Below are 1,282 nucleotides of genomic sequence, written 5' to 3' on the forward strand. Positions count from 1 at the left end.
CTTACCCTTAAGCAAATCCTTGCTACAAAACTTCAGGAACACAATAATGCAATGCTGTACGAACAGTTTAGAGATAAAATTGGTGAAATCGTTGTAGGGGAAATCCACCACATCCGTCATAAGCACGTGATTTTGCTGGATGATGAAGGGAACGAATTTATTTTACCAAAAGAAAACCAGATCCCATCCGATTTCTTTAAAAAGGGTGAGAATATCAGAGCTATTGTTGAGACAGTAGATTTTAAAGGTTCTAAACCACAGATTATTATTTCCAGAACTGCACCTAAATTCCTTGAGAAGTTATTAGAGCTGGAAATTCCTGAAATCCAGGACGGAACAATTATCCTTAAAAAGGTAGTGAGAATTCCTGGTGAAAAGGCGAAGATTGCAGTAGATGCTTATGATGACAGAATTGATCCGGTAGGAGCTTGTGTTGGAGTGAAAGGATCCAGAATTCATGGCGTTGTGAGAGAGTTGAGAAATGAAAACATCGATGTTATTCAGTGGTCTAAAAACCCTGAGATTTTGGTGAAGAGAGCATTAGGAAACGTTACTATTAACAAAATTGAAATCAATGAAGAGACCAATTATGCATTGGTATATACTCCAGTTGAGGAAATTTCTAAAGTGATCGGAAAACAAGGTCAGAATATCAGACTGGCTTCTTGGTTGACAGGATATGAGATTGATGTATACAGAGAGTCCAGCGAGGATGATGATGTTGAATTGAAAGAATTTAACGATGATATCGAGCAATGGATTTTGGATGAGTTTAAGAAAGTAGGACTTACGACTGCAAAATCAGTATTGGATAAAGAAACTGAAAGTCTTTTAAATATGGTAGACCTTGAAGAAGAAACCATCGAAGAGGTTAAACGTATTCTGAGAGAAGAATTTGAAGATTAAGATTTTAAATAAATTTTAATAAACAGTAAAAAAGAAATACTTTAATTTTAAAAATTAAAAACAGTAAATAATATAAATGCCAAAAATTAGATTAAATAAAGCGGTTAAGGAATTCAACATTTCGATGTCCAGATTAGTAGAGTTTTTACAGTCAAGGGGTTTCGAGGTTGAAAGCAATCCTAACGCTCAATTGGAAGAAGCGGCATATTCTGCATTGGAGGCTGAGTTTGCTAAAGACGGCGAACAAAGAAAGGCTTCCCATGAGGTGGTGATCACAAAAGTTCCGGAAGAAAAACTGGAAATTGAAGAAAAGAAAACCCCTGAAGTGATAAGAGCTAAAGCAAATAAACCAGAAACTAGAATTTTAGGTAAAATA

The 1,282-nt window shown here is 35.4% G+C and carries 2 protein-coding genes; both read left to right on the forward strand.

Features of this window, described 5'->3' with window-relative positions; all coding sequences use genetic code 11:
- On the forward strand, positions 1 to 906 hold a 906-nt coding region (nusA, locus tag GB932_RS21945), incomplete at its 5' end, for a transcription termination factor NusA (protein WP_156758914.1).
- Between the two features lie 124 nt (positions 907 to 1,030).
- Positions 1,031 to 1,282: hypothetical protein (locus GB932_RS21950; protein WP_197517200.1), on the forward strand; the 252-nt coding region annotated here is incomplete at its 3' end.

Origin of the sequence: Microbacterium karelineae (genome assembly GCF_009745985.1) — a bacterium.
Taxonomy (GTDB): Bacteria; Actinomycetota; Actinomycetes; order Actinomycetales; family Microbacteriaceae; genus Microbacterium; species Microbacterium karelineae.